Origin of the sequence: Streptomyces sp. HmicA12, assembly GCF_000373565.1 — a bacterium.
In the GTDB taxonomy this organism is placed as follows: domain Bacteria; phylum Actinomycetota; class Actinomycetes; order Streptomycetales; family Streptomycetaceae; genus Streptomyces.
Map to the genome: position 1 here is coordinate 20,288 of NZ_KB891803.1, position 22,511 is coordinate 42,798.

Below are 22,511 nucleotides of genomic sequence, written 5' to 3' on the forward strand. Positions count from 1 at the left end.
CGGCCGACGCCGACGAGCAGGTGCGGGGCGCCGTCACGGCGCCCCGCACTCCCGTGCCGTCAGCCGCGCGCCAGCCGCACCGTGACCAGCTGGAAGGGGCGCAGGTCGAACGACAGGTTCGCCACGTCCGGCTCCGGTTCGGCCACCGGGCGCTCCAGCAGATCGCAGCGCACCGCCCGCGCCGCCTCGAAACCGGGGCTCAGGCGGACCCTGGCGCGGCCGCCCTCCGCCTCGTAGAAGCGGACCACGACATCGCCCGAGCCGTCGTCGGCGAGCTTGACCGCGCTGAGCACGACCGCGTCCTGGTCGACGGTCACCAGCGGCGCGACCCCGTCCCCGGCCGCGCCGTCCACCACCCGCTCCGGCAGGGACAGCGCCGCGCCCTCCCGGACCGCGTCGCCCACCGCGGCGCCGGGCACCAGGGCGTGCCGGAAGCGGTGCGTGCCCTGGTCCGTCTCCGGGTCGGGGAAGCGCGGGGCGCGCAGCAGTGACGCGCGCACGGTCGTCGTCGTGCCGCGGTCGTCGGGGGCCTCGCGGACCGTGCGGGTCACGTCGTGGCCGTACGTGGACGCGGTGACCACGGCGACACCCCAGCCGGGCTCGGCCAGGTGCACGAACCGGTGGTTGCAGGCCTCGAAGCGGGCCGCCTCCCAGCTCGTGTTGGTGTGCGTCGGCCGGTGGACGTGCCCGAACTGGGTCTCCGACGCGTACCGTTCGGCGTGCACGTCCAGCGGGAACGCCAGCTTCAGGAACTTCTCCGTCTCGTGCCACTCCACCTCGGTCGCGAGGTCGAGGCGCCCGGATCCGGCGGCGAGCGTGAAGGTCTGGACGGCCGTGGACTCGCCGAAGGAGCGGGCGACCCGCACCCCGTCGCCGGTCGCGGTGAGCGCGTCGACGCCGGTGAGGTCGGTGGCGGTGTTGCGGTAGAACTTGTCGACGTCCCAGGCGTCCCACTTGTTCGGCAGGTCCGGGTGGAGCTGCAGCAGACCCGCCGGGCGGCCCGGAGCGAGGGTCTCGCGGCCGCTCGCCAGATGCACCAGCGAGACGATCAGACCGCGGCCGTCGATCTCGGCCCGCAGAAGCCCGTTGTCCAGGACGAAGCCGCCGCCCTCGCGCGCGTGGACGTCCGTCGCCGGGCCGTCCCCCTCGGCGGAGCCCGTCGCGCCGAGCGCCGGAACCGCACGGCGCGCGTGCGGAGCCGAGTTGAAGCGCAGCACGCCCGTGCCCGTCCCGGCCAGCGCGCGCTGAGCCGCCTCGATGATCTGCTCCAGCTCGGCCGTGACCCGCGCGTACGTGGCGCGCGCCTCCCGGTGCACCCAGGCGATCGAGGAGCCGGGCAGGATGTCGTGGAACTGGTGCAGCAGCACCGTCTTCCACAGCCGGTCCAACTCCTCGTACGGATAAGGGAATCCGCAGCGCACCGCCGCTGTCGACGCCCACACCTCCGCCTCCTGGAGCAGCCGTTCGCAGCGCCGGTTGCCCTGCTTGGTCTGCGCCTGGCTGGTCAGTGTGGCCCGGTGGAGTTCCAGGTACAGCTCGCCGACCCACACCGGGGGCTCGGCGTACTCGGCCTCCGCCTTCGCGAAGAACGCCGCGGGGGCCTCCCACTCCACCGTGGGCGAACCGTCCAGGGATCGCAGCCGCTTGGACCGCGCCACCATCTCGCGCGTGGTGCCGCCCCCTCCGTCGCCGAAACCGGTCGGCGCGAGGGACCGGGTGGCACGCCCCTTGTCCTTGAAGTTCCGCTCCGCGTGGGCGAGTTCACGGCCCTCCATCGCGCAGTTGTACGTGTCGACGGGCGGGAAGTGCGTGAGGATCCGCGTCCCGTCGATGCCCTCCCAGTCGAAGGTGTGGTGCGGGAAGGAGTTCGTCTGCGACCAGGAGATCTTCTGCGTCAGCAGCCACTTCGAACCGGCCTCGCGAATGATCTGCGGGAGGCCGGCCGCGAAACCGAAGGTGTCCGGCAGCCACACCTCCTCGTTCTCGATCCCGAACTCCTCCAGGAAGAACCGCTTGCCGTGCACGAACTGACGGGCCATCGCCTCCGAGCCCGGCATGTTGGTGTCCGACTCCACCCACATGCCGCCCGTCGGCACGAACCGCCCCTCCGCGACGGCCTTCTTGACCTTCGCGTAGACCTCGGGCCGGTGCTCCTTGATCCAGGCCAGCTGCTGCGCCTGCGACATCGTGAAGACGAACTCCGGTTCCGATTCCAGGAGTTGCGTCATGTTCGACGCCGTGCGGGCCACCTTGCGCACCGTCTCGCGCAGCGGCCACAGCCACGCCGAGTCGATGTGCGCGTGGCCGACCGCGCTGATCCGGTGCGCGGACGGGCCGGCCGGAACGGCGAGCGCCGGTGCGAGGGCGTCGCGCGCGGCCTGCGCGGTGGCGTTCACGTCGCCGAGGTCCACCGCGTCGAGGGCCGCCTCCACCGCGTGCAGGATCTCCCAGCGGCGGGCCCGGTCCAGCGGCAGCTCGGCCATCAGCTGGCCGAGCACCTCCAGGTCGTGCACCAGCTCCCACACCGTCTCGTCGAAGACGGCCAGCTCGACCCGGCCCAGGGTGTAGATCGGGTCGCTGCCCGCGGTGTCCAGGTCGCCGAGCCAGGTGGGCCTGAAGGCACGGGAGTTGAAGAAGCCGGGGTTCGACGCCGCCTCGACGCGCAGCTCCACCTCCTCCCCGCCGGCCACCGGGGCGCCGACCCGCACCCAGTGATTGCGCGGGTGCAGCCCCTTGACCGGCGTCCCGTCCGGCTCGTAGACGAGGCCCTCGCACTGGAAGCCGGGGCCGCCGTGGCCGTCGAAGCCCAGGTCGATCAGCGCCTCCACGGTTCGTCCCGCCCACTCCTCGGGAACCGTGCCGGTCACGGTGAACCAGCTGGTGCCCCAGGGCCGCCCCCACCGGGCGCCCTCGTCGATCGGCAGGGTGGGCGCCGCGAGCCCCTCGTCGACCGGCACCGGCTCGGCCGGCGCGTGCCACACCCGCACCTCCAGCGGCACGGACCGCGGGTACACGGCGGGCCGGATGCGCTCCTCCAGCACACGCCGGAGTCGGTCCTCGACGAGCGAACGGTCGTCATGCATGGGCGGTGCATCTCCTGGGGGGTACGGGCTGGCTGTGAGCCGGGTGCGGGTGCGAGCGGGTGCTTCGGGCGCTCAGTCGTCGATCGTCGAGCGCACGGGGTTGATGTCCGCGTAACGGGAGTCCAGCGGATGGACGTCCGCCGAGTGCAGATAGATCGTGCGCGTGTGGAAGAGCGGCACGGTCGGCATGTCCTCGGCGATCAGGTCCTCGATCTCCTGGTAGGCGCGCGTGGCCTTCGCCGGGTCGGCGATCGCGTTGGCCTTCGCGAGCCTTCGGTCCACCTCGGGGTTGCGGTAGCCGGCCGAGTTGAAGTCGCCGTGCGAGGCGAAGACCGGGCTGAGGTAGTCCTCCAGGGACGGGTAGTCGTGCCCCCAGCCCGACGAACGGACGCCGTCCAGCTGGTGCTTGGCCTGCAGCGCGCTGATGTCGCTGCCGGGCTTGCCGACGTAACTGATCCTCAGTCCGAGGTTCTGCCGCCACATGTTGCCGAGCGCCTCGGCGAACACCTGGTCGCCCGGGTTGTCACTGGCGTAGTAGATCTTGAGCTTGCCGCGGAAGCCGCCGGCCTCGCGCAGCAGCTTCTTCGCCTGCGTCACGTCGAACGTGCAGGCGGTGCAGGTGTGGTCGCGGTGCCCGTCCAGGGTCGGCGCGGTGAAGGACGTCGCGGGGACCGCGCCCGGCTTCAGCTTGGCGAGGGACTCCCGGTCCAGGGCGAGCGAGAGCGCGCGCCGCACCTTCGGGTCCTTGAACCCCGCGGTATTGACGGGGAGTTCGAGATAGCTGAGGTTCGGTGCGGCCTTGCCCTGGCTCCACTTGCCGGGCGCGTCCGTCTTGTACGAGTCGATCTTCGACGAGGGCAGGGCGGCGTAGTCCAGGTTGCCGGCCAGGAACTCGTTGTACGCGGTCTCCGGGTTGGAGAAGAAGCGGTACACGAGCCGGTCCGCGTCGGGCGCGTCGTCGCCCGCGTAGTCCTTGTTGCGGACCATGCGGACGGGCCGGCCCGCCTTCCATGCGCCGTCGAGCTTGTAGGGGCCGTAACCGATGGGCCGGTGACTGAACTGGTCCGGGTCCTTCAGGGCCTCCTGCGACAGGGCCGCCAGGCCGTAGTAGCTGAGCGTCGTCGGGTAGGGCGAGAAGGGCGCCTTGAGGGTGACGGTGAAGGTGAGGTCGTCGACCACCTTCAGGCCGGACAGCGTCGTCGCCTTCGGCTTGCCCTCGGCCGGGTTGAGGTCCTCGTACCCCTGGACCTTCTGGAAGAAGCCGTTGTTGAGGTAGCCGTGCGGCCCGTACGCCGTGTAGTTCCAGGTGTCCACGAAGGACTTCGCGGTGAGCTTCTCGCCGTTCGTGAACGTCCACCCGGGCTTGATCCTGATCGTCCAGGTCTTGGCGTCCTTCGAGGTGACCGAGTCGGCGACGACGTTCACCAGCTTGCCGGACTTCTGGTCCACCCGGGTCAGCGGCGCCCACATGGCGAAGGCCAGCTGGATGTTGCTGGAGCTGTTGTCCTTCTCCGGGTTGATGGCCGCGATCTCTGTTCCGGTGGCCACCGTCAGCGTCCGGCCGGCCGCGCCGTCGCCCTTGTCGTCCGAGCCGCCACCGCATCCGACGGCGGTGAGGCCGAGCGCGGCAACCGCCGCCACCGCTGCGCCTCTTCGTGTCCGGGCCATGGGAACTCCCGTGCGTCCGGCCGGAATCGGTGCGACCCGGCGTGCCTGGCTGTCGGGCGGCGACGCTAGGAACACGTTCGCCCGCGCGACAAGTCCCGTGTGCCGGACGTCCATTCAGAGCCCATCCGGACGGCGCGGCGGACGCGGGATGGACGCCGGATGGACGCCGTACAGGGCCTCCCTTGACGCCCACCTGGGCCGTTTCTACTGTCGCGCCCCAACCGACCGGCGCGTCCGGGCTGGTCACGGCGGTTCCGCCGCGATCGGTCCGGCCTGGACAGCGGGAGAACTCATGGCCCGGACAAGAAGAATCGCCACCGCGGCGACCGGCACCGCGTTGGCGGTCGTGCTCGCCGGCTGCAGCGGTGGATCCGGCAGCGGGAGCGGCGGGGGAGAGAGCGGTGCCCATTCGCTGACGATCGCCACCGCGGCCGAGGTCCCCCTGCTCAACCCGTCGAACGACAACGGCTCCACGGGCATCCAGATCGAGTCCGCTCTCTGGGCGCCGCTGACCCGGGTGGACCCGAAGTCCGGCAAGCTGGTGAACGTCGTCGCCGACTCGGTCACCTCGAAGGACGCCAAGACCTGGACGATCAGGATCAAGCCCGGGTGGACGTTCACGAACGGCGAGAAGCTCACCGCGAAGTCCTTCGTGGACACCTGGAACTACACGGCCGCCGGAGAGCACGCCTTCGCGAACAACGGCGCCTTCCAACGGGTCCAGGGGTACGAGGACCTGAATCCCGCCAAGGGCAAGGCGAAGGCGACGACGCTGTCCGGCCTGAAGGTGGTCGACGACCTCACCTTCACGGTCACCCTGAAGGCGCCCTTCTCTCCCTACCCGACGACGCTCAGCTACCTGGGCGTCGCCGCCTTGTCCGAGGAGACGCTGAAGGACCCGGACAAGTACAAGCACGAGCCGATCGGTTACGGCGCCTACAAGCTCGACGGCGCGTGGAAGGCGGGCCAGCCCGTCCGCGTCGTCCGCAACAAGGACTACCAGGGCAAGGACGCCCCGCAGGCCGACCACATCACCTTCCGGTTCTTCTCCAACCCGGAGACCGCGTACAACGAGTTCCTGGCCGGCAACGTCGACTACGTGACCGTACCGTCGTCGAAGATCGACTCGTACAAGACGGACGCGCCCGGCAAGTGGAACCAGGCCAAGGCCGCCGCCAACATCTCCTACCTCAATCTCCCGGTGACGCTGAAGCCCTACGGCGACACCCGGATCCGCCGGGCGCTCTCGCTCGCCCTGGACCGCGCGTCCCTCGCCAAGCTCAAGCCCGGCAACTCTCCCGCGACCTCGTTCACCGCGCCCAGCGTCGACGGACACCGCGAGAACACCTGCACCGCCTGCGCCCAGGACGTGGCCGAGGCCAAGAAGCTGCTGCGCGAGGCCGGCGGCTTCTCCGGCAAGCTGCGGCTCTTCTTCGCCAGCGACAACCCGGGTGAGCAGGTCTACGCCGAGGCGCTCGGCAACATGTGGCGGCAGAACCTCGGCCTGAAGATCAGTTACGTCGGCAAGCCGGGCGCCGAGATCGGCCCGCTCGCCAACGCGGGCAAGCTCGACGGCATCCGCATCATGGCCTGGGGGCACGACTACCCGTCCCTGGAGGACTACCTCACCCCGCTGTTCGCCTCCTACGGCGACGTGAACACCGGCCGCTACAAGGACGCGAAGGTCGACTCCCTGCTCGCCGACGCGAACGCCGAGGTCGACCAGGCAAAGGCGACCGAGGAGTACCAGGCGATCGAGGACCGCATCGCCGAACAGATGCCGGTGGTGCCCCTGTCCCACCAGCGGGACGTGTATCTGCACTCCGACGGCATCGAGCCGCTCAACGGACGCTTCGCGAGCGTCGACCCCGTCCACTCGGCCTTCGGTGACTGACCCGCCCCCCACCGCCCATACCGCAACTCCCTAAGGAGAGAACGGTGTTGCGTTTCGCGCTCCGCCGCCTCCTGATCATGATCCCGATCGCGGTCGTCGTGACGTTCCTCGTCTACGCGATGGTCTTCGCCCTTCCCGGCGACCCGATCCGGGCCCTGTCAGGACAGAAACCCCTGGCCGAATCCGTCATCGCGGCCAAACGCGCCTACTACCACCTGGACGATCCACTGGTCGCCCAGTACCTGCACTTCATGGGCAACCTGCTCAAGGGCGACCTCGGGCAGACCTTCGACGGCCAGGACATCGGCGAACAGCTCGCGCTGCGCTGGCCGGTGACCCTCCAGCTCGGGCTCACCGCCCTCGCCATCCAGCTCGTCCTCGGACTCGTCAGCGGCGTGTACGCGGGCTGGAAGCGGGACGGCGTCGTCGACCGGACGCTGCTCGCGGCGACGCTCGGGGTGCTCGCCGTGCCCGGCCTGGTCGCGATGTTCTTCGCCCAGTCCTTCTTCGCCGTCGAACTCGGCTGGTTCCCGGTCTCCGGCGCCACCGACGGCTGGCCCGGCAGCTATCTGCTGCCCGCCGCCGTACTGGGCATCCTCGGCTTCGCAGGGCTCGCCCGCGTCACCCGCACCAGCCTCGCCGAGGTCGCGAGCGCCGACTTCGTGCGCACCGCACGTGCCAAGGGGCTCGCCCCCCACCGCATCCTGTGGGGCCATGTGCTGCGCAACGCCATGCTGCCCGTCATCACCTACATCGGGCTCGACCTGGCCGGCATCCTCGGCGGCGCGATCATCACCGAGGGCATCTACAACCTGAACGGCATCGGGCAGTTCATGTTCCGCTCCATCGCCATGAAGGAAGGCGGCGTGGTCGTCACGCTCTCCACCGTGCTGCTGCTCGGCTACATGCTCGTCAACCTGGTCGTCGACCTGCTCTACGGCCTCCTGGACCCGAGGGTGCGCCATGTCTGACACCGCCCTGGCGACCGTCGCCGAACTCGAACCCGTCGCCGAGGACACCCCGCGCGGCGCCGCCGTCCTGCGCGACCTGCTGCGCAAACCACGCTTCGTGATCAGCGCCTTCGCGATCCTGGTCATCGCCCTGATGGCGGCCTTCCCCCGGCTGTTCACCGCCACCGACCCGACCGTCTGCGACCTGAAGCTGTCCAAAGGGGCGCCGTCGGCCGAGCACTGGTTCGGGTACGACATCCAGGGCTGCGACTACTACGCCAACGTGATCTACGGGGCCCGGCCCTCGGTCCTGGTCAGCGTCGCGGTGTGCGTCGTCGGATTCCTCGTCGCGTGCGTGCTCGGCATGCTCGCCGGATACTTCCCCGGCTTCGTCGACAGCCTCGTCTCGCGCACCGCCGACGTCCTGTTCGCGCTGCCCGGCCTCGTCGCGATGATCGTGATCCTCCAGGCGTTCTCGTCCCGCTCGGTGTGGACCATCGCCTTCGTGATCGTGCTGCTCGGGTGGCCTGCCGGGATGCGGCTGATGCGGTCGACCGTACTGAGCGTGCGCACCCGTGAATACGTCCTCGCCGCCCGCGCGCTCGGCGCCGGGGCGCCGCACATCCTGCGGGTGCACATCCTGCCCAACTCGGTGGCCCCGCTGCTCTCGCTGACCACGCTCACGGTCGGCGCCGCCGTCGGCACCGAGGCCGCGCTCACGTTCCTCGGCATCGGCCTCCAACCGCCCACCATCTCCTGGGGACTTCAGATCGCCATCGCCGCCTCCTACCGCGACGACGTGCACCTCTTCCTCTTCCCCGCCCTGCTCCTGACCGTCACCGTCATGGCCTTCATGATCATGGGCGACACGGTCAGGGACGCCCTCGACCCGAAACTGAAGAGGTGAGCGGTGAACCTCCGTACCGATCCCGACCTCGATCACGCACCGCTGCTCGACGTACGTGACCTGAGCGTCGAATTCACCACCCGCGCCGGGCAGTTGCAAGCCGTCGACTCCGTCTCCTGGACGCTCCACCGCGGCCGCACCCTCGTCATCCTGGGCGAGTCCGGTTCCGGCAAGAGCGTCTCCACCCAGGCCGTCACCGGCATCCTGGACAGCCCGCCCGGACAGGTCACCGGCGGCCGGGCCCTGTTCGACGGCATGGACCTGCTGCGCCTGACCGAGCGGGAACGCCGCGGCGTCGTCGGCAGCCGCATCTCCCTGGTCTTCCAGGACGCGCTGTCGGCGCTCAACCCGGTGCACACCGTCGGCCGGCAGATCGCCGAGCTGTACCGGGTGCATCGCGGTACCGGCCGCAGGGACGCCATGAAGCAGGCCGCCGACATGCTGGACCGGGTCGGCATCCCGGCCGCGCGCTCCCGCGTCCACGACTACCCGCACCAGTTCTCCGGCGGCATGCGCCAGCGCGTGATGATCGCCATGGCGCTCGCCCTCGGCCCCGAGGTGCTGATCGCCGACGAGCCCACCACCGCGCTCGACGTCACCGTGCAGGCCCAGATCCTCGAACTGCTCGCCGAGATCCAGGCCGACACCGACATGGGCGTCGTCCTCATCACCCACGACCTCGGCGTCGCCGCGGAGATCGCCGACGACCTGGTCGTCATGTACGCGGGCCGGGTGGTGGAGTCCGGGCCGACCGCCGACGTGCTGGGCGACCCGCAACACCCGTACACCCAGGGGCTGCTGGAGTCCGTACCGACCGCCGAGACGCGTGGCCAGGACCTGCCCGCGATCCCCGGCACACCGCCGGACCTGCTGCGGCTGCCGTCGGGCTGCCCGTTCCGGCCGCGCTGCCCGCACGCCCACGACCGGTGCGCCACCGAACGCCCGGTGCTCGTGCCGGCCCTCGGCGAGACCCGCTTCGGCGCCTGCCACCTCCTCGACCAGCCGCTCAGCCCGGAAGGCGCCGCACGATGACCGACGACGTGACCCCCAAGGACGGCCCGCGCCCGCGGGGCGAGGTGATCCTCAGGGCCGAGGGCCTGGTCAAGCACTACGGCAGCGGGCCCGCGCTGCCCTGGCGCCGCAGCACCGCACAGGTGGTGCGGGCCGTCGACGGCGTCGACCTGGAACTGCGGCGCGGTCAGGCGCTCGGCATCGTCGGCGAGTCCGGCTGCGGCAAGTCGACCCTGCTGCGGCTGCTGTGCGCCCTGGAACGGCCGACCGCCGGGCGGCTGCTCTTCGAGGGCGACGACGTCGCGGGGCTGCGCGGCGCCGACCTGAAACGGTGGCGGCGCCGCGTCCAGGTCGTCTTCCAGGACCCCTACGCCTCGCTCAATCCCCGGCTGACGGTCGGTGAGGTCATCGGCGAGGCGTTCGACGTCCACCCCGACGTGGTGCCGCGCGCCGGACGCCGGGCCCGGGTCGCCGAACTCCTCGAACTCGTCGGCCTCGACGCCCGGCACGCCGACCGGTACCCGCACCAGTTCTCCGGCGGACAGCGCCAGCGCATCGGCATCGCCCGCGGTCTCGCCCTCGGCCCCGACGTCCTGCTGTGCGACGAACCGGTCTCCGCGCTCGACCTGTCGGTGCAGGCGCAGGTGGTCAACCTGCTGCTGAAGCTCCGCCGCGAACTGGGGCTCGCGCTCGTCTTCGTCTCCCACGACCTCGGCGTGGTGCGGCACGTGTGCGACGACGTCACGGTGATGTACCTCGGCAAGGTCGCCGAACAGGCCCCGGCCGACGCCCTCTACGCCCGCCCCGGGCACCCCTACACCCAGGCGCTGCTCTCGGCGGAACCCTCCCTCGACCGGATCCGCGACCCGCACGCCCCGCGCCGCACCCGCATCGTCCTCGCCGGTGATCCGCCCTCGCCCGCGGCGCCGCCGCCGGGCTGCCGGTTCCACACGCGCTGCCCGCGCGCCGAGGACCTGTGCCGGACGAGCGAGCCGCCCCTGGTACTGCGCGACGGGCGGGCCGGAGCCTGCCACTTCACGGACGCGGTGCTCGCCGAGGCCAACGGCTGACCCGGTGTCAACCGGCGGACGCGACCGGAGCCCGGGCCGCCCGCCGACCGTCGGGGCCGACGGGGCGCGCGGCCACGGACGGGCGGGGCACCGGCGCCACGCCGCCGTCACCGATCCGGGCCGCTTCGTCGGCGGCCCGGGCGGCGGCGAGCCGCAGCGCCAGGGGATGCCCCGCGCAACTGTCCGCGATGCGGTCGAGGGCCGCGATCGGGTCCGGCCGCGACGGCAGCGGCAGCGCGGCGACCGGGGTGAGCGGCACCCCGGAGGCGAACCGGCGCAGCAGCCGTACCGACTGGGCCGCGTCCAGCGGGCCGAGCCGCAGCACGACGCGGCCGGGCAGCTCGCGCAGCGGGGCGCGGCTGGTCACCAGGACCGCGCAGCCGGGCGCCGAGGGCAGCAACTCGCGTACCTGGTCGATGTCCCGGGCGTCGTCGAGCAGCACGAGCAGCCGGCGTTCGGCCGTCAGCGTACGGAACCGCACCGCACGCCGCTCAAGGCCGTCGGGCACCTCGTGCGGCGGCACCCCGAGATCCTCCAGGAACCGGCCGAGCACCTCGGCCGGGGTGCGTCCGCCGAGCACCGCGTGGAGCTGGCCGTCCGGGAAGCGGTCCCGGACCTGGTGGGCCACATGGACGGCGAGCGTGCTCTTGCCGAGGCCCGCGGCCCCGTACACGACCACGGTGGGCCGGGGCGTCTCCGGCGGGGCGGGCCGCAGCAGCAGGTCGCGCAGCTCGCACACCTCCGTCTCGCGGCCGGTGAAGTCGGCGCTGTCCCGAGGGAGTTGGGCGGGCGCGGGCAACGGCTGAGCGGAGGTCGGACACGGCGGCGCGACCGGCCGGGGCACCGGCCGGGGCGCGGTCAGCTCGGGATCGGCCCGCAGCATCCGGTCGTGCAGCCGGATCAGCCGCTGCCCGGGCTCGACTCCCAGATCGTGCACGAGGGCGCGCCGGATGCCGCGGAACAGGGCCAGGGCCTCGGGCGTGCGCCCGCCGCGGTACAGCGCGAGCATCAACAGCCCCTGGAGGTGCTCGTCGTAGGGCCGGGTGTGGACCAGGGGCGCCGTCAGTTCGGCGGCCTCCGCGTGTTCGCCGAGGTCGAGGAGCACCTCGGCGTGTTCGAGGAGGGCGTCCAGGCGCAGCGCGGACAGGCGCCGCCGGGCGCCGGCGGCGTGCCGCCCCGGTACGCCGCCCAGCGCCTGCTCGCCCCGCCACTGGGCGAGGGCCTGTTCGTAGCCGGAGCGGGCGGCGACCGTGCGGCCCGCGCGGCGCTCCCTGCGCGCCTCGGACACGGCGTCCTCGAACCGCCACAGGTCCAGCGCGTCCCGCTGCAGGTGCAGGCCGTAGGTGGTGCCCCGGGTGATGAGGAGCCGCGGCGCGGCCCGCCGGGCCCGGTCCGGTTCGAGGGCCTTGCGCAGCCGGGCGATGTACGTGGCGAGGAGCCCGGCCGCGCTGTCGGGGGCCTGCTCGCCCCAGAGCGCCCGGACCAGTTCGGTGCGCTCCACCTGCTCGCCGCCGCGCAGCAACAGCGCCGCGAGCAGGGCCTGTTGTTTCGGAGTGCCCGGCGGCAGCGGCTCACGGCCGCGCTCCGCGCGTACCTGGCCGAGCAGCCGGTACCGCACCGGCGCCCCGTCGCAGGCGGGCGGGAGCGCGCGGAGATCCGTCGCGAAACCTGGGGTCACGGGTCGTCACCTTCCTCGTCGGTGGGCCGTGTGCGGTGAGCCGTGCGGGCTGCCGGGCCGTGCGGGGGCGGGGTGCGGGCGATCAGGCGGTGCGGCTCCAGGCCAGCAGCGCGGGGACGCACCGCTCGGCGAACTCCTCGTAGTCCGCCGGGGTGTTGTAGACGTGTGCGGAGAGCCGCAGGTAGCCGACCCCGTCGAAGGACGTGAACGCGGTCTCCGCGCCGAGTTCGTGCGCGGCCCGGTCGCGCAGCACGTCGCTCGCGAAGCGGTGAGGGCCGAGCGCGTCGGGCAGCCGCACCAGACGCAGGGCGGGCGCGGGCGTGCCGACGGCCGGTCGGGCGTCCTGCCCGGTGTGCTGGGCGAAGGCCTGCGCGACGGTGTGCTGACCGTAGTCGGCGAGCGCGCCGAGATAGCCGCGCACCGTGTCCCACCCCCAGGTGCGCTCGACGAACGACAGCGCGGCCGGGGCCGCGAGCCACGCCGAGGTGTCCTGCGTCCCCGTGTGGTCGAAGCGTTCGGGGAACGGCAGCCCCGCGCCCCAGGAGTCGATCAGCGGGTACAGGGCCTCGCGCAGCGGACCGCGTGCGACCAGGGCCGAGGTGCCGCGCGGTGTGCAGCCGAACTTGTGCAGGTTGCCGGTCCAGAAGTCGCAGTCGAGGCCGTCGAGCGGCGCGGCCAGCATGCCGGGGGCGTGTGCCCCGTCCACCAGGAACGGGATGCCGCGCTCGCGGGCCAGTTCGGCGACCCGGCCGACCGGCATCAGCCGCCCGGTGCCGGAGGTGATCTGGTCGAGCAGGATCAGCCCCGTGGCGTCCCCCACCTGCTCGGCGACGGCCGCGAACGCCTCGTCCGCGTCGGCCGTCAGCGGGACGTGCGCGGTCCGCACCCGGCCGCCGCAGCGCGCCGCCGCCCGCTGCGCGGCCATGGTGACCGCGCCGTACCCGTGATCGGTGACCAGGATCTCGGCGCCGGGCGCCAGGGCGAGGGAGGCCAGGACGGTGCTGACCCCGGCGCTCGCGTTCGGCACGAGGGCCAGGTCGTCGACGGACACCCGCAGGAACGCGGCGAGCACCTCGCGGGCCTCGGCGATCCGCCGCGGCTGATCCGGGAACCAGACCACGGGCGCCCGCTCGGCCCGTTCCCGCAGCCGGTCCTGCTCCCGCTGCGCCGCCACCGGCACGGCTCCGAACGAACCGTGGTTCAGATGCAGCAGCTCCGGAGCGAGGGACCAGGCGCCCGCGGCGGGCCCGCCGTCCGGCAGGGGCAGAGTCTGCGGCGGGTTCGGCGGGGCGACGGCCAGGCCCGTACTCATGCGACTCCCAGAAGGCGATGTCCAAGACGTATGACGACTCGCGTCATCCTGGCATGCGCATCGCCGTGATTGAAGAGGTAATTCCCTGAGTTTGCAGGGAAGTTATCTGATGACTCGTGCTCGGCCTCCTGAAGACATCTGATGACTTGGTAGGGTCTCGGGAGCCGGCACACCGGGCAGGCGGAAGCGGGGGAGCGGGATATGTCCGCAGTGGAGAGGGCCTTTCACGGCCTGCGGCACATGATCGCCGACGGGCGGCTGAAGGCCGGCGAGCGGATGCCGCCGGAGGGCGACCTCTGCTCCGAACTCGGCGTCTCGCGCGGCCCGTTGCGCGAGGCCGTCCGCATGCTCGCCGCGCTGCGCGTGGTCGAGCCGCGGCACGGTTCGGGCACCTACGTCTCCGCCCTGCGGCCCGAGGACATCATCGGCAGCCTCTCCCTGACCGTGGACCTGTTGCCGCTGTCCGGCCTGCTGGAGGTCTTCGAACTGCGCCGGGTCCTGGAGGCGCACGCCGCGGCACAGGCCGCGGCCCGGGTGAGTGCCGAGGCGCTGGAGCGCATGAACGAGCGACTCGACGCCATGGAGGCCATCGACGACCCGGCGGAGGTCTCCGCCCTCGACCATCAGTTCCACTCGGAGATCGCCCGCGTCGCCGGCAACCCCGCGCTGCAGTCCCTCCTCACGGTGTTCCGCACACGCTCCCGGCGCCACCAGATCTTCACCCTGCCCGAGGGGGCGGAGATCAAGCGGGTCAGCGACGCCGGTCACCGCGAGATCGTCGGAGCCATCGGCCGGCACGATCCGGTGGCCGCCGCGGCGGCCGCGGCCGCGCACATCGCCCACTCGGAGAAGTGGCTGCGCCATCTGCTCGAGCGGCAGCAGGAGGACTGACGTTCGACGGCCGCGCGGCAGGTTTGGTGCTCCCGGATACGGCTACCCGCCCGCGACTGCACGAGCCGTGAAAGGAGCCGGGCCGGTGACCACTCTGGCGAAGCACTCGCACCCCCGCGCCGAGAACACCACGGGCGCGGAGCGCGCCCCCATGTACGAACCACCACCGCCCTACGACGACCGGGTCCGCTTCCTCGAGGACCGTTTCGCGTGCGCACAGTCCTGCACGGAGTGCGCCCGCGCCTGTGCCGTCCTGGTGAGCTCCGCCGAACTGGGCACCGTCCCGCCGACCGGGCACGGCCCGGCCCGCCCGGTCCCCGCCGAACCGCCCGCGTCGGCCGAGTCGCCGCACGGTCTGCGGCGCGCCCTGCTGCTGTGCGTCGAGGTCTGCGACGCGACGTGCCGCCTGCTCTCGGAGGAAACGCTCCAGGACGAGTACGCCCTGCGGCTCCAGGTCGAGTGGTGCCGCGCCGTCGCGCTGGAGTGCGCCCACGTCTGCGACCGGTCCCCGGACACGGCGGACTGTGCCGAGCAGTGCCGGGCGTGCGCGCGGGCCTGCACCGCGTTCCTGGCGATGCTGGACTGAGGCGCCGTACGAGGTGAGGGCGTCCCCGCCATTCCCTATTTCTGGAACGGGTTCTACTGTGTGCGCCGTCAAACCGCGTCTGAAAGACCGTCAGGCGCAGCCCAGTTGACCGCCAGGAGGGGCCGTGCACCTCGAATACACGCCTGAGCAGCAGCAGTTGCGCACCGAGCTGCGCGCCTACTTCGCCGAGCTCGTGCCCGACAACGCCTACGCCCGCTACGAGGACCCGGCCGCCCAGAAACGCTTCTACCGGGAGACGGTGCGCCGCCTCGGCACGGACGGCTGGCTCGGCGTGGGCTGGCCGAAGGAGTACGGCGGCCGCGGCCTGAGCCCGATGGAACAGTTCATCTTCTTCGACGAGGCCGCCCAGGCCGGGGTGCCGCTGCCCCTGATGGCGCTCAACACCGTGGGCCCGACGATCATGCAGTTCGGCACGGACGAGCAGAAGGAGTACTTCCTGCCGAGGATCCTCGCCGGGGAGATCGACTTCGCCATCGGCTACAGCGAACCGGACGCGGGCACCGACCTCGCCGCGCTGAAGACCCGCGCGGTCAGGGACGGCGACGACTACGTCGTCGACGGCCAGAAGATCTGGACGACCAACGGCGACACGGCCGACTGGGTGTGGCTGGCCGTCCGCACCGACCCCGACGCCGCGCCCCACAAGGGCATCACCATGCTCCTCGTGCCGACGTCCGACCCCGGCTACTCGTGCACCGTCATCAACACCCTCGCCTCGCACGACACCACGGCGAGCTACTACGAGAACATCAGCGTCCCCGTCTCCCGCCGCGTCGGCGACGAGAACAAGGGCTGGCGGCTGATCACCAACCAGCTCAACCACGAACGCGTCACGCTCGCCGCGCACGGCACGATGGCGATCCGCGCCCTGCACGACGTGCAGCGCTGGGCCATGGAGACCAAGCTCGCCGACGGACGCCGCGTCATCGACCTCGGCTGGGTCAGGAAGCGCCTCGCGCAGACCCACACCAAGCTCGACGCGATGAAGCTCCTCAACTGGCAGATGGTGAACGCCGTCCAGGAGGGCACCCTCATGCCGCAGGACGCCTCCGCCGTGAAGGTCTACGGCTCCGAGGCACGCCGCGACGCGTACGCGTGGCTGATGGAGGTCGTGGGCGCGGCCGGCGCACTGAAGGAGGGGAGCGCCGGTGCCGTGCTCCACGGCGAACTGGAGCGCGGCTACCGGTCGGCCGTGATCTTCACGTTCGGCGGCGGCAACAACGAGATCCAGCGCGAGATCATCTCGTGGATCGGACTCGGGATGCCGCGGGTGCGGCGCTGAGGCCGCGCGGCGGCACCGTGCATACGGCCTCGCCCGACCGGCACCTGTGTGTGCGGGCGCAGAGGAGGAGGCGGTTCCTGACTGCGGAAGAGCCAGTGCGCTTCACCCGTCCCGCGGCCGATCCGCTGTTCGAATCGGCTGCGGAGGCCTGCGGGCCGGACACGATTGCTCGCGTGCTCACCGGTGCCGAAGGCGACGGTGCGATTCCGCCCTTCCGGCCGACAGCATCGCGTCGGTGATCGGGCGGATCGTGCGGCAGCGCTGATGCTGCCGAGCAGGCCTGGCGCCATGCCCGCCCTCCGCGGAGGAACGAGAAGCCGCCATGTGGCTCATCGGCCGACCCTGGCCGGGTGGCCCGGCCCTGGGTGGCGTCCCTGCTGGATGGCGCTGAGCGTGATCGGCCTGCGGGTGAGGCGACTTCGGCGAGACCGAAGAGACCACCGGCGCGCGGAGCGCATCGAAGCGGTACCGGGTCCGCACGCTCAACTCCTGGGCAACAGCGGCCCAAGCGGCCCGAGATCGAGGTTCAGGTCCTCGGGGCGCAGGTCATAGCGTTCCGTGAGTTCAGCCATGCGGTCCTCCAGGAGCATCAGGGTCAGACCGATCCGCTCCTCCTGGTCCTCCGTCAGGTCGCCGGTGTCGAATCGGCGGACGGCCTGACGTTCCATGAGCTGGCGCAACAGCTCCACCACGGTGAGGACCAGCTTCATCAGATCGCGCTCGACGGTGTCGGGTTCCAGCTCGATACGTCGGCGTTCTTGTTCGCGGCCAGGGCTGGTCATGACAACTCCGGCCAGGGGGAGGGTACTTGCTCATTCACGGAACTGATGAGGGCGTTCAGGTCGATGCGCACGAGGTCGACGTCCGCGATACGCAAGGTGATGTCGCCGGCCAGGACGACCCCGCCCGCCAGCAGCCGGTCGAGAAGGTCCACCAAGGCGATCTCACGCCGCTCGACCACCGTCATCGTGCCTCCTCGCCGTTGTCGCCGGCCATGTCGGTGAAGGAGTATCCGGCCCAGGGGCCGGTGAGTTCGACGCGCAGCCCCGGCTCACCGTTCTTCAGCGCGCCGACCTGCTCCCCGAACTGCTCCGCCGCCTCACGATCCACCAGGTAGGACGCGTTGAGGATGTTGCGGCCCTCGGTCCGGGCGAGTTCCGGGCTCTGTGGGGTGTGCGTCCGAGTGGCGACGGAACTTCCCGTCAGCCCTTCGTGCAGCTGTTGCGAGAAACGCTCGGCACGCCGCAGGGCCGCCTCACCGGCGGTGCGTTCGGCGCGGCGCCGACGCAGGTAGTCCCGGCCCGAGGCGGCGGAGCCGGTGGCCTTCTCGGGATCGGCCTGGTCCGCGTACACCTTGACGCCCCACTCGAGCCGCCCGGCGAGCCGGTCGAGACCGGCCCGGAAGCGGGCACCTTCCTGCTCCGGCATCGCCCGTACACCGCTGTCGTCGCGGATGACGGTGGCCAACCGGAGGGGGAGCGGGCCGGTGACCGTGGCAAGGGCGGCGATCACGTTCTGGTGGGCGCGAGCCGTCACGGCGAGCCACTCCAGATCCTCCAGATGGGCGCGGGGCGGCGCCTCGGCGAAATCCCGCTCCGGCACGTGCGCGACGACCGCGACGAGCCCGTCGTGCTCCAGCTGCCGGGGCCGGGTGCCTGCGGCACCGACAAGTTCTGCCTGAAGCGGAGCGGTGAGTGGTCGGCAGACGGCGTACACGTACCGCAGGTCGTCCATCGACGTCATGACGGGCCCTTCTCCCTCTCTCCCCGGAATTCCTCCAGCTCGACCAGGCGCTCTTTCAACTCGGCGTTCTCGCGAGCGAGTTCCCGGCGCCGGGCACCCGACGACAGGGCTGGATCGTCCTCCCACCAGTCGATGCCCATCTCCTTCGCCTTGTCGATCGAGGCCACGATCAGGCGCAACTTGATGGTGAGCAGTTCGATGTCGAGCAGGTTGATCCGGATGTCACCCGCGATGACGATCCCCTTGTCGAGGACGCGCTCCAGGATGTCGGCGAGGTTGGCCCCGCCATCACTTCGGTACGGATCGGGGAAACCGCTCGCGGTGGTCATCGGCGGGCTCCGCTCACGGCACGGCGACGCCGCGGCGCCGGCTCCTCCTCCTTCTCCTCCTCGGGCTGGTCCTCGTACCGATCCTCTTCTTCCTCGTCCTCGTACCGCTCCGGCTCCTCGTCGTCCTCGAACTCCTCGAAATGCTCCGCGTCGTCGGCTTCGTAGTAGGAGCCCTCCTGGCCCTCGTCCTCGGTCTCGGCATCCTCCGGCTCGGCGTTCTCGTCGCGGCGCTCTTCCTCCTCGTACGCGCCCTCGTCCTCGTCCGCCTCGCCCTCGAACCCGTCCGACGGCGTACCGCTGTCCTCCTGCGTCCGCTGTTCCTCCTCGGCCACGGCGTCCTCATGACTGGTGACGACCTCACCGTCACGGATCTCCCCGCGCCAGCCGTCACTCGCCTCACCGCGCAGCGTCACGAAGCGGGCGTAGTGCTTGAGGTCGAGACGCGCCCTGCGGCCCTGGGCACGCCAGATGTTGCCCGTCCTCTCGAACAGACCCTTGGGGTAGTACTCGATGACCAGCAGCACCCGGGTCAGCTGGTCGGCGAGCCGGTGAAAGGACACGACGCCCTTGGTCGTGCCCTTGGCGCCCTCCGATGTCCAGGAGATCCGGTCGTCGGCCACCTGCTCGGTGGTGTGAGCCTTCCAACTCCGGCTGGACCAGAAGACCTTGAGCTGCCAGTCGGAGGTCACGTCGTCGGCGCGGTTCGCGTTCTTGACACCCCGCGCGAACGTGGAGAACTCCTGATACTGCGTCCACTGGTCGTACGCGGTCCGCAGATCGACGCCCACGTCGATGAACTCCATGATGACGGTGGGCTTCTTCCCGGCGCCGCTCTTGCGCTTGCCCTTGCCGCCGAGGTTCTTGAACGCTCCGACGACGTTGTCCTTGAGGTGGCTCGCGCCCAGCTCGACGGCGCTGCGCAGCGGGCCCTTGCCTTCGGCGATCTTGCGGCCGCCGTCGAGCGCGAGCTTGGCGAAGCCCGGGCTGTTGCCCTCGGCGATGTCGTTCAGCTTGACCGTCGTCTCGCCCAGCTTGCGGCCCGTACCGACGAGTATCCGTTCGGCCTGCGCCATCAGATAGCTCTGCAGTTCGGATTTGAGATGGTCGGCGGCCTGGCTCTTGGCGATGCCGTTGAGCGCCTTGGTCGGGGAGTCAGCCACGGCCACGGCCTCCCTTCGAGGCGCGGGTCGCGCTGCCCGCGGTCTTCGGGGCGGTCCGGGTCGCCTTTTTGGCGCCGTTGGCCGCAGCCTTGTCCGCCGCGGGCCGCTTGGCGGCGTCCTTCTTGGCTGGTGCCCTCTTCGTCGCGGAGCTGCGCGCGCCTCCGCCACGGCCGGGACGGCTGCGGTCCTCGCGGTCGTCGCCCGTTTCATCGGAGTTCCGGGCCGGGGCACGGTCGTCCTCGTAGCGAGCCTCGTCCTCGTACCGATCGTCGGACGGCTCGTCGTCACGGTCACGGCCGCGGCCCGTCACGAGTCCCGTCGCCCGCTCTCCCGCGTCACGCACGTCGTCGACATCCGGGGAGACTCCCGCGATGCGGTCCTGCACGCCCTGGGTGCGGCTGTGCAGGCGGCCGGCGAGGCCCTCGATCTGCCGCTCGACCAGCGCGCCCGTCGCCGCGGTCCCGACGCCGCGAAGATCCTGTCGGAGCTGGTCGCCGATCTCCTTGAACTGGGGATTGTTCTCCAGCTGTGTTGTCACCAGATCGGCGATGGCGCGCGGGCTCAACTTCAGCCGTTTGCCCGCGACCATCGTGCCGACGGCGAACGCCAGTTTCATCTTCTTCGTACGTCCGAGGACGTAACCGGCCCCTACCGCGAGGCCGAGCGCTGCTCGGTTCACTTTCCCTCCAGCCGATCGAGGAGCTCGTCCTCGATACGGTCGAATGTGGTCTGGTCGATTTCGCCCGACGTCAACTGCTCTTCGAGCCTTGCCAGTTCGGCGCGAATCACCGCCGGGTCGTAGTACTGCCGCTCGGCCTCCGTGAGTACCTGCCTCATCACCCACAGCGACCCGCGCACCGGCGCCAGCGGCAGCAGCGCAACCTCCGTGATCAACCCCACGGGATCACCCGGTCTCCGCCGGCTCCGCCGGGCCCGGCTCCACGAAGCTGTACGGCGGCAGTGGGCCATTGGCGGTCAGGACGAGATGCGGATGGGACCGGCGTACGTCCTCCAGCGCGGAGACGAAGTGCTCGGCGGCCTTCCTGTCGACGAGGAACGAGACGTTGGCGAGCCAGCCTGTGCTGTCCGGTCCCGTCGACACCGCCTCCGCCGCCGGGGCCAGCAGATGCTGCAGCTCGACGGCGTCCTCCGCCTCGCGGGCCTGCACCGCGGCCACGACCATCTCGCCGAGTCGTAGCCGGTCCTCATAACTGCCCCCACCGGCCTGCCGATTGGCCTCGGCCAAGGTGCGCAGATCGGAGTCCTCGGTCATCACCAGGTGCAGCACAGCCTCTTCGTCATGCTGCGCCTTGACGTTGTACTCGACCTTGCCCTCCAGCGCCCGCAGTCGTTCCTGATAGTGCTCGGAGCGCTCGGCGAGCACGGCAGCGACCGCCTGGTCGTCGGGGGCGAGGCTGCCGAACCGCATCGGCAGCACAGCGCCGCCACCCGCCTCGGACAGTACGTTCTGGTGGGCGAGCAGATCGCGGCGCTTGGGCCGCAGATCGTCGGGGGCGTCGCTGATGATCGCCGCCAGGGGGCCCTGCTTGACGAGCCGTATCTCGCGCGAGGGTTCGCCGACGCCGCCCATTCCGTCGGGCAGTGAGGGGTGCTCCACGCTCGCTATGCCGTAGATGTACGTGCTGCTCACTCCGACTCCTCCCCCCGGCGGCTCGGGGCGGCCCGGCGGGTGCGCTTCGGCTCGGCCTGGCCCTCCTCGCGGGCCTGCTTGAAGGCGTCGGAGACGGTCTGCGCGGCTCCGGACAGCGCGCCCTTGGTCTTTCCGCGGGCACCCGACTCGGTGACTTCGCCCAGGAGGTCGGGCAGGCCCGGGTTGCGGTGCGGACCCGCCTCCAGGTCGAGCCGGTTGCACGCCTCCGCGAAGCGGAGATACGTGTCGACGCTGGCAACGACGACGCGGACGTCGATCTTCAGGATCTCGATCCCGACCAGGGATACGCGGACGAAGGCGTCGATGACGAGGCCGCGGTCCAACACGAGTTCGAGTACGTCGTACAGTCCGCTGGTGCCGCCACCGCCACCTGATTGCTGTGCGGGGACAACGGTCATGAAGCTGTTCCTCCCTGCTCTGTGTCTGTGTGGAAAGGGGGGTCGCCTACCGGCCGCCGGCCTTGTGGGGCTCGGACCGCCCTCGTTCGTAGCGGCGGATGCGCCGGTAGGCCGTGAGCACGCCTTGCGGATCCAGACTCACGCGGTAGCTCGCCAACAGGCTCATGGTGTCGGGGACGCGGGCCACTTCGAGAACCTCGATCTCCAACTCCCAGCCCTCGGGGGTCCGTTCGAAGGACGACACGCTCTCCGCGGTCATGCCGGTGAACTCCGCCAGCTGGGCACGTGCGTCGCGCAGTACCTGCATCGGGCTCGGCGTGTTTCTCACATCGTCAGGCGATTCATCGTTTTGTTCGTTCTTCCTCGTATTCGTCATGGCATCCTCGTTCACCGAGTCACCTCACGAGCACTGGCCAAACCTGCAACTCCCCAGTGCTGTAGGCGCATTGGTTCGCCGGGGCGGCGGTTGGAGCGGTCGGAGGGGCGGCAGAGGTCCGTGCCGGTCGCCGGAGGTCTTGGTGACCGTGCCCTGTGCGGTACGCCGACTGACCGATGCGGTGAGGATCCGCGGCGTGGCGCAAGGCGGGTGGAGAGCACTGATTGGCGCGGCGCGGGGCGAGCGCCTTGTGTCGGGGAGCGGCTGGGACCCTGCATCTGGGGTTGCTGCCTCACAGCCATGGACGGCGCCGTGACGGCTGGAGCCTTCCCGAAAGGTGGGAGATCCTGCGAAGTCGCGTTCATGGCAGGAGCCACCGTGACGCTGTGCTCCGTTCCGGGTCGCTCGGCACGGGGTGACGACCGCCCTGTGCCGAGCGTTCCGGCGGGGGTGCCACTCCATGCGCGCGTACGCACGTGA

Annotated in this window: 23 protein-coding genes; 9 read left to right on the forward strand and 14 right to left on the reverse strand. The window is 71.1% G+C overall.

Features of this window, described 5'->3' with window-relative positions; all coding sequences use genetic code 11:
* Window positions 1-59: 59 nt before the first annotated feature.
* Window positions 60-3,083, reverse strand: a complete 3,024-nt coding sequence (locus tag B072_RS0112180) for an alpha-mannosidase (RefSeq protein WP_018530225.1) — start codon at window positions 3,081-3,083, stop codon at window positions 60-62.
* Window positions 3,084-3,155: 72 nt separating this feature from the next.
* A complete protein-coding gene (locus tag B072_RS0112185) occupies window positions 3,156-4,751 on the reverse strand; it encodes a peptide ABC transporter substrate-binding protein (protein WP_063746441.1) in 1,596 nt (531 codons plus the stop codon).
* A 292-nt stretch (window positions 4,752-5,043) separates the two neighbouring features.
* Here B072_RS0112185 and B072_RS0112190 point away from each other — a divergent pair, with 292 nt between their 5' ends.
* The 5 genes from B072_RS0112190 to B072_RS0112210 are packed head-to-tail and all read left to right on the forward strand — an operon-like array spanning window position 5,044 to window position 10,583.
* Complete coding sequence (locus B072_RS0112190; RefSeq protein WP_018530227.1) at window positions 5,044-6,645, forward strand: peptide ABC transporter substrate-binding protein; 1,602 nt, start codon at window positions 5,044-5,046, stop codon at window positions 6,643-6,645.
* 44 nt (window positions 6,646-6,689) lie between these two features.
* The gene (locus B072_RS0112195) at window positions 6,690-7,616 is read left to right on the forward strand and encodes an ABC transporter permease (RefSeq protein ID WP_018530228.1); all 927 of its coding nucleotides are present in this window, start codon (window positions 6,690-6,692) and stop codon (window positions 7,614-7,616) included.
* Entirely contained in the window at window positions 7,609-8,502 is an 894-nt protein-coding gene (locus tag B072_RS0112200; protein ID WP_018530229.1) for an ABC transporter permease, read from the forward strand. The genes B072_RS0112195 and B072_RS0112200 overlap by 8 nt, the downstream gene beginning before the upstream one ends.
* 3 nt (window positions 8,503-8,505) lie before the next feature.
* On the forward strand, window positions 8,506-9,534 hold the full coding sequence (locus B072_RS0112205) for an ABC transporter ATP-binding protein (RefSeq protein WP_018530230.1): 1,029 nt from the start codon (window positions 8,506-8,508) through the stop codon (window positions 9,532-9,534).
* A complete protein-coding gene (locus B072_RS0112210; protein ID WP_018530231.1) occupies window positions 9,531-10,583 on the forward strand; it encodes an ABC transporter ATP-binding protein in 1,053 nt (350 codons plus the stop codon). Before B072_RS0112205 ends, B072_RS0112210 begins: the two co-directional genes overlap by 4 nt.
* Before the next feature lie 7 nt (window positions 10,584-10,590).
* Here the strand turns inward: B072_RS0112210 and B072_RS43050 are convergent, their stop codons facing one another.
* Window positions 10,591-12,261 (reverse strand): AfsR/SARP family transcriptional regulator, encoded by a 1,671-nt coding sequence (locus tag B072_RS43050; RefSeq protein ID WP_018530232.1) that lies wholly within the window; start codon window positions 12,259-12,261, stop codon window positions 10,591-10,593.
* An 82-nt stretch (window positions 12,262-12,343) separates the two neighbouring features.
* Window positions 12,344-13,573, reverse strand: a complete 1,230-nt coding sequence (locus B072_RS0112220; protein WP_018530233.1) for an aminotransferase class V-fold PLP-dependent enzyme — start codon at window positions 13,571-13,573, stop codon at window positions 12,344-12,346.
* A gap of 201 nt (window positions 13,574-13,774) precedes the next feature.
* Between B072_RS0112220 and B072_RS0112225 the strand changes: the two genes are divergently transcribed.
* From B072_RS0112225 to B072_RS46435, 4 genes are all read left to right on the forward strand, one after another.
* Window positions 13,775-14,464 carry a FadR/GntR family transcriptional regulator gene (locus B072_RS0112225; RefSeq protein ID WP_026245741.1) on the forward strand — a complete coding sequence of 230 codons (690 nt, stop codon included), beginning with the start codon at window positions 13,775-13,777 and terminating at the stop codon, window positions 14,462-14,464.
* Between the two features lie 151 nt (window positions 14,465-14,615).
* A complete protein-coding gene (locus B072_RS0112230) occupies window positions 14,616-15,050 on the forward strand; it encodes a hypothetical protein (RefSeq protein WP_026245742.1) in 435 nt (144 codons plus the stop codon).
* A 124-nt stretch (window positions 15,051-15,174) separates the two neighbouring features.
* A complete protein-coding gene (locus B072_RS0112235) occupies window positions 15,175-16,353 on the forward strand; it encodes an acyl-CoA dehydrogenase family protein (protein ID WP_018530236.1) in 1,179 nt (392 codons plus the stop codon).
* Entirely contained in the window at window positions 16,317-16,592 is a 276-nt protein-coding gene (locus B072_RS46435) for a chemotaxis protein CheB (RefSeq protein WP_078506400.1), read from the forward strand. The genes B072_RS0112235 and B072_RS46435 overlap by 37 nt, the downstream gene beginning before the upstream one ends.
* Window positions 16,593-16,835: 243 nt before the next feature.
* Here B072_RS46435 and B072_RS0112240 read toward each other — a convergent pair whose 3' ends face one another.
* The 10 genes from B072_RS0112240 to B072_RS0112285 are packed head-to-tail and all read right to left on the reverse strand — an operon-like array spanning window position 16,836 to window position 22,031.
* The gene (locus tag B072_RS0112240) at window positions 16,836-17,135 is read right to left on the reverse strand and encodes a gas vesicle protein K (RefSeq protein WP_018530237.1); all 300 of its coding nucleotides are present in this window, start codon (window positions 17,133-17,135) and stop codon (window positions 16,836-16,838) included.
* Complete coding sequence (locus B072_RS0112245) at window positions 17,132-17,320, reverse strand: gas vesicle protein (RefSeq protein WP_018530238.1); 189 nt, start codon at window positions 17,318-17,320, stop codon at window positions 17,132-17,134. Before B072_RS0112245 ends, B072_RS0112240 begins: the two co-directional genes overlap by 4 nt.
* Window positions 17,317-18,087 (reverse strand): GvpL/GvpF family gas vesicle protein, encoded by a 771-nt coding sequence (locus B072_RS0112250; protein WP_026245743.1) that lies wholly within the window; start codon window positions 18,085-18,087, stop codon window positions 17,317-17,319. The genes B072_RS0112245 and B072_RS0112250 overlap by 4 nt, the downstream gene beginning before the upstream one ends.
* A 5-nt stretch (window positions 18,088-18,092) precedes the next feature.
* Window positions 18,093-18,425, reverse strand: coding sequence for a gas vesicle protein (locus B072_RS0112255; protein WP_018530240.1), 333 nt, complete (start codon window positions 18,423-18,425; stop codon window positions 18,093-18,095).
* On the reverse strand, window positions 18,422-19,591 hold the full coding sequence (locus B072_RS0112260; protein ID WP_018530241.1) for an SRPBCC family protein: 1,170 nt from the start codon (window positions 19,589-19,591) through the stop codon (window positions 18,422-18,424). Before B072_RS0112260 ends, B072_RS0112255 begins: the two co-directional genes overlap by 4 nt.
* Window positions 19,578-20,264 (reverse strand): hypothetical protein, encoded by a 687-nt coding sequence (locus tag B072_RS47330; protein ID WP_018530242.1) that lies wholly within the window; start codon window positions 20,262-20,264, stop codon window positions 19,578-19,580. Before B072_RS47330 ends, B072_RS0112260 begins: the two co-directional genes overlap by 14 nt.
* Window positions 20,261-20,485 carry a gas vesicle protein GvpG gene (locus tag B072_RS43055; RefSeq protein WP_018530243.1) on the reverse strand — a complete coding sequence of 75 codons (225 nt, stop codon included), beginning with the start codon at window positions 20,483-20,485 and terminating at the stop codon, window positions 20,261-20,263. Before B072_RS43055 ends, B072_RS47330 begins: the two co-directional genes overlap by 4 nt.
* Before the next feature lie 4 nt (window positions 20,486-20,489).
* Entirely contained in the window at window positions 20,490-21,236 is a 747-nt protein-coding gene (locus B072_RS0112275; RefSeq protein ID WP_018530244.1) for a GvpL/GvpF family gas vesicle protein, read from the reverse strand.
* Window positions 21,233-21,655 (reverse strand): gas vesicle structural protein GvpA, encoded by a 423-nt coding sequence (locus B072_RS0112280; RefSeq protein WP_018530245.1) that lies wholly within the window; start codon window positions 21,653-21,655, stop codon window positions 21,233-21,235. The genes B072_RS0112275 and B072_RS0112280 overlap by 4 nt, the downstream gene beginning before the upstream one ends.
* 46 nt (window positions 21,656-21,701) lie before the next feature.
* The gene (locus tag B072_RS0112285; RefSeq protein WP_078506402.1) at window positions 21,702-22,031 is read right to left on the reverse strand and encodes a gas vesicle protein; all 330 of its coding nucleotides are present in this window, start codon (window positions 22,029-22,031) and stop codon (window positions 21,702-21,704) included.
* Between the last annotated feature and the right edge of the window lie 480 nt (window positions 22,032-22,511).

What these genes read in the sequence shown, in the direction of transcription:
- B072_RS0112220 (WP_018530233.1), bottom strand. Translation starts at nt 13,573, where the DNA reads ATGAGTACGGGCCTGGCCGTCGCCCCGCCGAACCCGCCGCAGACTCTG.
- B072_RS0112240 (WP_018530237.1), bottom strand. Translation starts at nt 17,135, where the DNA reads ATGACCAGCCCTGGCCGCGAACAAGAACGCCGACGTATCGAGCTGGAA.
- B072_RS0112180 (WP_018530225.1), bottom strand. Translation starts at nt 3,083, where the DNA reads ATGCATGACGACCGTTCGCTCGTCGAGGACCGACTCCGGCGTGTGCTG.
- B072_RS0112190 (WP_018530227.1), top strand. Translation starts at nt 5,044, where the DNA reads ATGGCCCGGACAAGAAGAATCGCCACCGCGGCGACCGGCACCGCGTTG.
- B072_RS0112255 (WP_018530240.1), bottom strand. Translation starts at nt 18,425, where the DNA reads ATGACCACCGCGAGCGGTTTCCCCGATCCGTACCGAAGTGATGGCGGG.
- B072_RS0112225 (WP_026245741.1), top strand. Translation starts at nt 13,775, where the DNA reads ATGTCCGCAGTGGAGAGGGCCTTTCACGGCCTGCGGCACATGATCGCC.
- B072_RS0112250 (WP_026245743.1), bottom strand. Translation starts at nt 18,087, where the DNA reads ATGGACGACCTGCGGTACGTGTACGCCGTCTGCCGACCACTCACCGCT.
- B072_RS0112210 (WP_018530231.1), top strand. Translation starts at nt 9,531, where the DNA reads ATGACCGACGACGTGACCCCCAAGGACGGCCCGCGCCCGCGGGGCGAG.
- B072_RS0112200 (WP_018530229.1), top strand. Translation starts at nt 7,609, where the DNA reads ATGTCTGACACCGCCCTGGCGACCGTCGCCGAACTCGAACCCGTCGCC.
- B072_RS0112285 (WP_078506402.1), bottom strand. Translation starts at nt 22,031, where the DNA reads ATGACGAATACGAGGAAGAACGAACAAAACGATGAATCGCCTGACGAT.
- B072_RS0112245 (WP_018530238.1), bottom strand. Translation starts at nt 17,320, where the DNA reads ATGACGGTGGTCGAGCGGCGTGAGATCGCCTTGGTGGACCTTCTCGAC.
- B072_RS0112280 (WP_018530245.1), bottom strand. Translation starts at nt 21,655, where the DNA reads ATGACCGTTGTCCCCGCACAGCAATCAGGTGGCGGTGGCGGCACCAGC.
- B072_RS0112230 (WP_026245742.1), top strand. Translation starts at nt 14,616, where the DNA reads ATGTACGAACCACCACCGCCCTACGACGACCGGGTCCGCTTCCTCGAG.
- B072_RS0112185 (WP_063746441.1), bottom strand. Translation starts at nt 4,751, where the DNA reads ATGGCCCGGACACGAAGAGGCGCAGCGGTGGCGGCGGTTGCCGCGCTC.